The following is an 8,744-nucleotide window of genomic DNA, read 5'->3' as shown; positions in this document are numbered from 1 at the left end:
CAGATTGCCCACGTGTTACTCACCCGTTCGCCACTGATCCACCCCGAAGGGCTTCACCGTTCGACTTGCATGTGTTAAGCACGCCGCCAGCGTTCGTCCTGAGCCAGGATCAAACTCTCCGTGAATGATTTCCCGTAATCGGGATCCCACCCGCGTTGAGCGGCACGACGATCAGCGGAATAGGCCGACCCCGTGCACTGCGTCCTCGCTAGTGTTTTTACTACTAAAAGGAATCTCCAACCCCAGTCATAAGACCGAGGCCGGGGATGTCAACATATCTGGCGTTGACTTTTGGCACGCTGTTGAGTTCTCAAGGAACGGAGACTTCCTTCGAGCTGCTCTCGCAGTCCCTCCGGGCCCTTCGTTCTTACTTCGTAGAGCTTATCAGATCCGCCGTTGTGGCTTTTCCGACTCCCTCTCGGTGTTTCCGACCTTAGCAGGTCCTCCACACCGTTTCGGCCTCAAGTGGCCTTCGCCGTAACCGACCTGACGGCCTGTCCGACGTGTTGAACTTTAGCTGAACTCCGCCCCGAAAAGCGAATCCGACCGAAGTCCGCCCACGCAACCGAAATACCGGCACAGCACAAAACAGGCCGGCCGCGCGCAGCCATAAAGGAACAGCGCGAATAGACCAGCACAGATGTACTGAGAGAGGTGTTTCGAGAGAGTGGCCACCCCGGGACCGTCCGCGCAGATGCGTGTCCGGTGCTCCCAGCCGAGCGACTAGAGAACACTACTCCCCAGTGTCTCCGGGGGCAACTCCCCCACCCGGACGATCCGGCTGCACCGCGACCGGCTGAGCTTCACGTACTCACCGTTCGGCTGATCGTTGGAGTCCACCCAGTCCCGGGCGGCACCCCCGTCGCGCCCGCCGTCCGTGTGGCGGCGGATCAGGCGCACGTCACGGACGTCGTCGGCTGCCTCCAGGTACCAGAGCTCGCGGAGCAGTGCGCGGGCCTCGGACCAGCCGGGCTCGTCGGCAGCGAGGTAGTTGCCCTCGGTGACGACTAGGCGGGTGTTTGGGGTCACCAGGTGACGGGCAGCGACCGGCTCGTCGAGCCGGCGGTCGAAGTCGGGGACGTAGATGTCCTGGAACCGGTCCGCGGCGATCCGGCCGAGGAGCGCCGCGTACCCGTTCGCGTCGAAGCTCGGCGGCGAGCCCTTGCGGTGGCGCAGGCCGAGCCGGTCGAGCTGGGCGTTGGAGAGGTGGAACCCGTCCATCGGGACGTAGGCCGCGCTCCCCTGCCCGAGGACCCGCTGCACCTCTGCCACCAGGTGCCGCGCCAGCGTGGACTTGCCGGCGCCGGGGGCGCCGGTCAGGCCGAGCAGCATCCGGCCACCGGGGCGGGCCGTACGCAGCGTGGCGAGGAGCTCGGCCACCAGCTGGGCCGGCTCGCGTTCGTCGATCAGGACTTCGTGCGGCGTGCTCATCCGCCGCACCCTACTCAGCCCGCGCTACAGAAGCGCCGGGAGGTCGAAGGTGAGGGTGCCCGCATCCGCGTCCAGTACGGCGGGCACGCCGAGCGGGACCGTGAGGGTGGAGGGGCAGTGGCCGAAGCCCAGCTCCCAGAGGACCGGAACGCCGAGCGGTGCCAGGCGCTCCATCAGCACGTCGCGCACCCGCTCCGGTGCGCCGCAGCCCTCCCAGGAACCGAGCGCGATGCCCCGCACGCCGTCCAGCGCGCCGGAGCGCAACAGCTGGGTGAGGATCCGGTCGATCGCGTACGGCTGCTCGTTGACGTCCTCCAGCAGCAGAATCGTCCCGGCGAAGGACCGACGGGCGGTGGGCGCACCGCAGTCCGCGGCGAGCACGGACGCACAGCCGCCGGCGGTGATCCCATGGGCGCGGCCGGAGACGAGCGGGCCGGCTTCCGGGCCGGTCAGCCTGCGCACGGAGTCCGGCTCGAAGAGCGTGCGGCGAAGGTGCTCGGCGGTGGGCGTGTCCCCGATGAAGGAGCTGCCGGCTCCCATCGGGCCGTACAGACTGGCGAGGCCGAGCCGCTGGGCGACCTGCTCGTGCAGGATCGAGATGTCGCTGAAGCCGATCAGCACCTTGGGCGGTGCGGCCCGCAGTGCGTCCCAGTCCAGCAGGTCGCTGACCCGCTGTGCGCCGAAGCCACCGCGTGCGCAGAGCACGGCGGCGACCTGCGGGTCGAGCCAGGCCTGCTGGAAGTCGGCGGCCCGCTCGGCGTCGGTGCCGGAGAAGTGACGCAGCCTCGGGTGCGCGCCCAGCACATGACGGCCGACCACGGGTTCCAGGCCCCAGGAGCGGAGTATCGCGCAGCCCGCCGTGAGGCGGTCCGGGTCGATCGCGCCGCTGGGGGCGACCACGGCCACCTTGTCCCCCTCGACCAGGCGGCGCGGGCGGGTGAGCGGGCCGGCTTCGGTGCCGGCAAGGGGCGAGGTCATGTCCGTCCTCCAGGGCTGACAGCTGGCGGCCACGGGCTGGGCTCGACACCCCCCGGGCGATCGGGCGTTCGAGGCTATTCTTCCCTGTCGGACGGCTGGTCAGCTGCTCGCCGAGGAGCCGGTGTTCCCGGCCGGCCGGCGAGCGCGGGGGTGCGGGATGTCCGGAACCGTCAGGTCGGCGGTGTTCAGAGGCAGTTGGCTCTACGGCACGGTGCTGCTCACGGCGGCGAGTTGTGCCGCGGCGATCGCCTTCGCGCCACCCGCCGGCCGCTCGCCGGTCGCCGCGCTCGGGACGCTGCTCTTCCTCGGCACCTCGGTGCATGTCGCGAGCACCGGCTGGTTCTGGACCGACCGCGCCGTCCGCCGGCACATGCTCGGCTCCCCTGGGCGCTACCTGGTGGTCCCGGCCTCGCTGGTGGCGGGATCGGCGGCGGTCGCGGCGGCGTTGCCGGCCCGGACCTTCGCCTGGATCCTGCCCGCGTTCCTGGCCTGGCAGTTCTTCCACTTCCAGAAGCAGAACCTGGGGCTGGCGGCGCTGGCGGCGAGCGCCTACCGGGTGGGGCCGCTCAGCGTGGCCGAGCGGCGGGCGGTGACCGGTGCCGGCCTGAGCGGGATCGCCGGGCTGCTCGCGCGGCCCGCGCTGCTCCAGCTGACGGTGGACCCACGACTGGAGATCCTGCGCCCGCTCGCGGCCGCCGGGTACGGGATCTGCGCGGTGGGCGGGCTGGTCCTCGTCCTGGCCCGCCGCCCGCGCGAGCGCCGTCCGGTCCCGTTCGTCCTGGCGCACGCCGTCTGCCTGCTGTTCTTCCTGCCCGGGTTCCTCTTCGACTCGCCGTACGCGGCGGTCGCCGGGCTCACCGCCGCGCACGGGTACCAGTACCTGGTGATCATGGGGCTGGTCGCGGGCGGTGGGCGGCGAGCAGCCGTGGACCGGCTGATCGGCCTCGCGGTGCTGCTGAACGTCGCGCTGCTGCTCGGCGCCGTCCTCAACCTCGCCTCGCACCTGCACAGCGCCGCCGCACCTGGCGGGCGGGCGCTGTACGGCGGCTACCTGGGTCTGGTGATGGCGCATTTCGTGGTGGACGCCGGGCTGTGGCGGCTGCGCGACGCGTTCCCGCGGGCATTCCTCGGTGAGCGGCTCCCCTATCTGCTGCCTGATCTACCGCCTGGCCTGCCGCCTGCCCGACGGCTGAGCGCCGACGAGCACCCGGCCGCGCGGTGAGCGACCGTGCTGCCCGGGGCCTCAGCCGCCGCCGCAACCGCCGACGGCGTTCGCGGAGGAACCCAGGAACAGGACCAGGCCGCCCGCGCCCAGCGCGACGAGCAGCAGCAACGAGAGCCAGAGCCACTTGCGGCTGCGGCGGGGCGGTTCGTCAGCCGGTGTCGCCAACCACTCGGCGGGCGTGGCGGGCATGGCGGGCATGGCGGGCATGGCGGCCGGGCCTGGCCCGGTCGGTCCGGCCTGCCCGGTAGGTGGCACGGTTGTCGTCATCAGGCACTCCCCCGTTGATCTGTCGGCCTGTCTGTCGTGCTGTGGCACGGTCGCGCAAGGATCCGACGTGACGCGCCGCCGGCCGGTTCCAGTTGACCTGTACGCAGTCGGTCGCTGACGCTGAGTCAGGCGACGGGGCTGCGCGGGCCGCCTCCCGACCGGAAGGCCCCGGCCGCCCGTGGGGCATCCGGGCCGGGCCGAGACGGGTCGCATGCGAATCGGTCAGGGTTCCCATGGACGTTCACCCGCTGGTACGGCAGGATCGGGCGGACTGTACACCGGAGGACCTCACCGATGAGCTCGTCGTTCATACCGATGGACACCCCGCGCCAACCCCCGGCTGCCGCGGCGGTGACCGCGCTGCCCCAGGTCTGCCCACCGCCCGCCGACACCGATGCCGAGCGTGCCGCCGCCGGAGCCGCGATCGCCGCTGCGCAGGCCACGGTCGGCAGTGGACTGGGCAACGCCGCCACGAGTGAGGCGACCACCGCGCGGCTGCGCGCCGGTCTGGCCGCGCGCCTGCGCGCCGCCTACCAGCAGGGATCCGCGCTGGACGAGCTGGCGCTGGCCAGCCATCAGTCGGTTGCCGAGGTCAGGGAGCTACTGGTGCTGGCCGGCGCCGATCGGGACGCGCTGGCCGGGCCGGACGGCCTGGACGGGACGGTGCCGCCGCCGCGTGACGGCTCAGCCGAGGCACTGCGGCCGGACCCGGCGGCGGAGCAGCCGGCCCGGACGGGCGCGGGCTCGGGCTCGACCTCAAACTCGGGCCCAGGCTCGGACTCGGACTCGGTGACGCTGCTCGGACGGGCAAGCGCCGTCGACGACGATCCCGTGGCGCGGATCGACAGCTGGCAGGCGACCGGAGTACGGCCGCGCCCGCGGATCCGACGGCCCGCGCCGAGCCGGCGGATGCCGCGGGGCGCACTGGGTGCACTGGGTGCACTGGGTGCACCCGAGGAGCGCGCGCCTGAGCAGGCCGCGGCCGTCGAAGCTTCGAGCGCTCCTGTGCCGGAGCCGCTGAGTGGCGCCGGCCTCAGAGGGGCGGCTCCACACGGGCCGGCTTCGGGCCGTGCGGGCTCGGCCGACACGCATGACGCCCCCGACGCCGATGACGCCACTGGCGCGATTGACCTGACGGACCCGGCTGACGCGACGACTGGCGACGCCGTTGCCGACGCTGCCATGGATGCCGGTGCTGCGGACGCTCCGCTGGGCGTCCTGATCGGTGGCGGCGCGCGGCTTCCGGTGAACCAGCTGGTCCGGCCCGACGAGCAGCGCTGCCGCCGGGTCGCCGTCCAGCTGCTCCGGATCGGCCGGGGCACCACGCTCGTCGTACTGCCCTCGTGGCGCCCGTCCATCGCCGTCTCGGTCCCGACCGAACTGCTGCTGGAGGTCACCGGCCTGGGCTACGAGGACCTCGCCAAGGCCGAGCTGACCGTAGTGATCAACCCGGACGCGCTGCACGACCGCGAACTGCGGCCGCACGACTGGCTGCTCTCCGCTGCGTCCGACGCCGGACGCCGCCGACGGTCATGACCGCGCGCGCCTCGGCAGCTCAGTCGTTGGGCAGGTAGCCCAGCTCGACCGGTTCGATGCCCGGCCGCCCGGCGGCCCAGGCCGCCCGGACAGCAGCCAGCAGCTCGGCGAGCGTCGGCGGCCAGAGCGGCTCGGCGGCCGGATCCGCCAGCTCGTCCGGGGTCCACCAACGCCACTCGAGGATGCCGTCGGCGGCATGGGCCGCGCTGACGTCGCCCTGCGGACCGCGGTGCCGGCCGCGGGCGAGGAAGATGTGCTCGTGCTGTCGCACCGGGACGCCCTGCCGGGTGTAGTCGTGCTCCCAGGTGCACAGCAGCGCCTCCGGAGCGAGGTCGGTCCAGCCGGTCTCCTCGCGCAGCTCACGGCGGGCGGCATCGGCCGGGGTCTCGTCGGCGTCCAGGCCGCCACCGGGCGGCATCCAGTGCACGCCGACCTCGGAATTGTCGGAGCGGACCAGGAAGACCGCGCCGTCCGGATCGATCACGACGGTCCTTGCTGCCTGACGAGGAGTTCGCATCGGCCCAGCCTGCCACGCGGGGCGCGCCGACGGGCGGGCCCGGTGCGACTCGCGGGTCGTGGAAACCGGCGGACCGGAGCGGGCCACGCCGCTAACCTGTGGCCCATGCCAGCGCCGACCATCCTGCTGCCGCAGGATCCGCTCAACGCCCGACGCGTCGATCCGCACTTCTCCTACGAGGCCCAGTTGGTCCGCGGGCTCGGCGGCGAGACGGCGCTGGTCGACCATGACGCGCTGCTGGCCGGGGACGGCGAGGCGGCCGTCCGCCGGGTGCCGGCCGGGACCGGACCGGCCTGGTACCGGGGCTGGATGCTCCCGGTGGCCGCGTACGCCGGCTTCGTCCGCGCGCTGGCCGACCGCGGCTGCCAGTTGCTCACCAGCGCCGCCGCCTATGCGACGGCTCACGAACTCCCCGGCTGGTACGGGACGTTCGAGGGTGCGACGCCGGAGAGTGTCTGGCTTCCGGTCGAGGCCGGACGGCCGGACGCGCTGCGCGCCGGACTGGCCGAGGCGGTCGTGCAACTGGGCGGCCACGGGCCGGCGATCGTCAAGGACTTCGTGAAGTCGCGCAAGCACGAGTGGGCCGAGGCCTGCTTCATCCCCGACCTCGCCGACCTCTCCGCGGTCGCCCGGGTGGTGGACCGGTTCGTGCAGTTGCAGGGTGAGTACCTGGCCGGGGGTGTCGTGCTGCGGCGCTTCCACAGCCTGGCGTCGGCGGACGGCCTCGCGGACGGCCCGGCGGCGGACGCCCGGACGGCCGACCGGACGCTCGGCAGCGCGGCGCCGTCCGGACCGGATGGCGCGCCGGCGGCCGAGGCCCGCGTGTGGTGGGTGGACGGCGAGCCGGTGCTGACCGGGCCACACCCCGACACGCCGAGCGTCTTCCCCGCTCCCGACCTCACCGACGTGCGCCCGCTGGTCCGCGCACTCGGCTGCCGGTTCGTCACCACCGACCTCGCGCTGCGCGCGGACGGCGGTGGCTGGATGGTGGTCGAGGTCGGGGACGGGCAGGTGAGCGACGTGCCGCGGGGGACGGAGATCTCCGGGCTGCTCTCCTCACTGATCTGCACCTGAGCGCCGGTCAGACGGTCAGGCGGTCACGCGGTCACGCCCCCGCGCTGACCGGCTCGCGGCGGCGCTGGGCGGGGATCGGCAGCCGCGCGTCCGGTCCGGGTATGACGGCGGGCGCATCGGGTGCTGGTGCCGAGGTCGCCGCAGTCGCCGCGGTGGCCATCGAGCGACCGGGGCGGCGGGCGTGGGCGAGCAGCGCGAGCGGCAGTGCCGTCAGCAGCAGTGTGCCGCCGAGTGCGGCGCCGAGCCGGGCGCAGCCGAGCTCGGCGAAGAGCGTGGCGCCGGTCAGCGGACCGGCCGCGACACCGAGCGCCGAGGCGGATCCGGCCAGCACGGTCCAGCGGCCGGCCGGGTCGAGCGAGGCGGCCAGCCCGAGCAGGTAGGTCAGCACGAGCGGGTAGAGCGCGTTCCACAGCACCTCACCGCACGCGAAGCCGGCGGCCGAGCGGGCCGAACCGCTGACGGTGACGCAGACCGCGATCGCCGCCGTGCCGAGGCCGATCGGCAGCACCTGGCCGGCCCGGGTGCCGAGCGCACCGGAGGCGAGCACGCCGAGCAGGCCGCTGCCGAGCGCCACCGCGAAAACCAGGCCGAGCGCCTGCTCGGACAGGCCCACCCGGTGCAGGCCGATCTGTCCGCTGACGCCCCAGAGCGCGTTCTGCGCGACCGACCAGATCGCCATCGCAGCCGCCAGCACCAGGCCGGCTCGGCGGTGCGGCAGCCGGTCCGGTGCGGTGGGCCGATCCGCCATCACGGATCGGTCGGTGGTGGTCGGCCGGTGCTCCGTCGCGGGACGGTCCGCAGTGGTCGGCCGAACGGGCGAGCTCGGCAGCGTCCGCAGCGGGCGCGCGGGACGTGTGGGGCGCACCGCGTGCGCCGGGCGCGGGAGCCGTGGCCGTGGCACGCCGGGGCGGGTGCTCTGCGGCGCGCGCCGGCGCCATCCGCCGTGGCCGCCGTATCCGCTGCGGGCACCGCGCACGCCCCGGATGCCGCGGCGCTGATCCGACCGGCGGCGCAGCATGCGGCGCCGGCGACGGGCGGGCGGCGCACCGGCGGTGGCCGGTCCCGCCAGCCGTCCGGTCAGCGGCAGTGCGAGCGCGCCGTGCAGCGCCAGTGCCAGGAACGGCAGTGCGTGCGCGCTGCCGAGGTGCGGCAGCAGCAGGTAGAGGGCGGCGGCGCCGAGCGAGGTGGCGAGCAGGCCGAGGACCGAGACCCGGTGCGGGTCGGCCGAACCGGCGATCCCCACGCCCGCCACGGCCGAGGCCGTGCCGGCGCCGAACCCGCCCGCCAGGCAGCCGACGATCAGCAGCGGCAGCGCGCCGTCCGGGGCCAGCGCGGCGAGCGTGAAGCCCGACACCAGCAGCAGGAGTCCGGCGCGGGCCAGCCGGGCCGGGCCGATCGTCTCGACCCGGCGGGCCAGCGTCATCCCCGCGGCGGCCAGCGCGAGCAGCAGTGCGCTGCCGACCCCGCCGGCCTGAGTGGTCGTCAGGCCGAGGTCGGCGGCCAGCCGTCCGACCATGGACGGGACCAGGTACGCGGGCAGGTAGCCGATCGAGAAGAGGAGCACCAGCGGGGGAACGCCGGACCGGCGGGCCCGGGGCTGCCGGTGGGGGCGTCCGGCGGAGCCGGTCGGGGGTGGTGGAGTGTGGTGCGCAGTACTGCGCCCCGCCTCGCGAGCGCGCGAAGACATGGGCAGGGCCTCTCGACCTCAGCTGGTTC

8 protein-coding genes and 1 rRNA gene are annotated in these 8,744 nt (G+C 73.8%); 3 read left to right on the top strand and 6 right to left on the bottom strand.

Annotated elements, in window-relative coordinates; translation table 11 throughout:
• The 3 genes from AC060L_RS25060 to AC060L_RS25050 all read right to left on the bottom strand — a co-directional run.
• Positions 1-125 (bottom strand): 16S ribosomal RNA (locus tag AC060L_RS25060); the annotation flags it as partial.
• A gap of 598 nt (positions 126-723) precedes the next feature.
• Positions 724-1,431 carry a nucleoside/nucleotide kinase family protein gene (locus tag AC060L_RS25055; RefSeq protein WP_483801154.1) on the bottom strand — a complete coding sequence of 236 codons (708 nt, stop codon included), beginning with the start codon at positions 1,429-1,431 and terminating at the stop codon, positions 724-726.
• Positions 1,432-1,455: 24 nt separating this feature from the next.
• Positions 1,456-2,409 carry a S66 peptidase family protein gene (locus AC060L_RS25050; RefSeq protein WP_483801153.1) on the bottom strand — a complete coding sequence of 318 codons (954 nt, stop codon included), beginning with the start codon at positions 2,407-2,409 and terminating at the stop codon, positions 1,456-1,458.
• A gap of 157 nt (positions 2,410-2,566) precedes the next feature.
• Here AC060L_RS25050 and AC060L_RS25045 point away from each other — a divergent pair, with 157 nt between their 5' ends.
• Positions 2,567-3,631: a hypothetical protein gene (locus AC060L_RS25045; protein ID WP_483801152.1), complete on the top strand. Its 1,065-nt coding sequence runs from the start codon at positions 2,567-2,569 to the stop codon at positions 3,629-3,631.
• A gap of 21 nt (positions 3,632-3,652) precedes the next feature.
• Here AC060L_RS25045 and AC060L_RS25040 read toward each other — a convergent pair whose 3' ends face one another.
• On the bottom strand, positions 3,653-3,901 hold the full coding sequence (locus AC060L_RS25040; RefSeq protein WP_483801151.1) for a hypothetical protein: 249 nt from the start codon (positions 3,899-3,901) through the stop codon (positions 3,653-3,655).
• Between the two features lie 294 nt (positions 3,902-4,195).
• Here AC060L_RS25040 and AC060L_RS25035 point away from each other — a divergent pair, with 294 nt between their 5' ends.
• The gene (locus tag AC060L_RS25035) at positions 4,196-5,437 is read left to right on the top strand and encodes a hypothetical protein (RefSeq protein ID WP_483801150.1); all 1,242 of its coding nucleotides are present in this window, start codon (positions 4,196-4,198) and stop codon (positions 5,435-5,437) included.
• Positions 5,438-5,456: 19 nt separating this feature from the next.
• Here the strand turns inward: AC060L_RS25035 and AC060L_RS25030 are convergent, their stop codons facing one another.
• The gene (locus AC060L_RS25030; RefSeq protein ID WP_483801149.1) at positions 5,457-5,954 is read right to left on the bottom strand and encodes an NUDIX hydrolase; all 498 of its coding nucleotides are present in this window, start codon (positions 5,952-5,954) and stop codon (positions 5,457-5,459) included.
• Between the two features lie 105 nt (positions 5,955-6,059).
• On the opposite strand from AC060L_RS25030, the gene AC060L_RS25025 reads away from it, so the two are divergent.
• Complete coding sequence (locus tag AC060L_RS25025; RefSeq protein WP_483801148.1) at positions 6,060-7,028, top strand: ATP-grasp domain-containing protein; 969 nt, start codon at positions 6,060-6,062, stop codon at positions 7,026-7,028.
• 31 nt (positions 7,029-7,059) lie between these two features.
• On the opposite strand, the gene AC060L_RS25020 is transcribed toward AC060L_RS25025, so the two are convergent.
• Positions 7,060-8,715, bottom strand: a complete 1,656-nt coding sequence (locus AC060L_RS25020; protein ID WP_483801147.1) for an MFS transporter — start codon at positions 8,713-8,715, stop codon at positions 7,060-7,062.
• Positions 8,716-8,744: the final 29 nt, after the last annotated feature.

It is taken from the genome of Kitasatospora sp. NEAU-69, from assembly GCF_057158765.1.
Note: the sequence above shows the minus strand (reverse complement) of the source record. Positions and strands in the feature narration are given on the sequence as shown.